This window comes from Vibrio sp. 10N.222.46.A1 (genome assembly GCF_041473595.1).
Taxonomy (GTDB): Bacteria; Pseudomonadota; Gammaproteobacteria; order Enterobacterales; family Vibrionaceae; genus Vibrio; species Vibrio tasmaniensis_A.
On sequence record NZ_JBFRSN010001709.1, the window covers coordinates 1 to 360 of the forward strand.

Genomic DNA, 360 nt, shown 5'->3' on the forward strand with positions numbered 1-360 from the left:
ATAACGGATTGTGTAAGCCCGCTATCAATACCAGTAATCAGTACGGAGTTAATTTGGTCTAGGATAATGGGATGCAAAGTGCTGAATTCACCCAGAGATTTGGGTTCAAAAAGAATGGCACATTCTCCATTAATGACTCGCGATAGCTTGCCACAATCTGTCCAATTCATTTGTTCGAATACTTTGTTATTGGTTAACAGGGTTTTGAAACTACCTTCATTCCCTACTCTTGATACCACAATAAAATCATCAAACTTTATGTATTTTTTGAGTGCGAATTCGAGACTAGAAAATATTTCAGATATGTTACTCGCCTTACTGATCGCAGAGATAGTCGATAGGATCACCCTATTCTCTTCC

1 pseudogene is annotated in these 360 nt (G+C 38.1%); it reads right to left on the reverse strand.

What is annotated here, in order from left to right:
• Positions 1-360, reverse strand: a pseudogene (locus AB4496_RS28975) (hybrid sensor histidine kinase/response regulator); the annotation flags it as partial.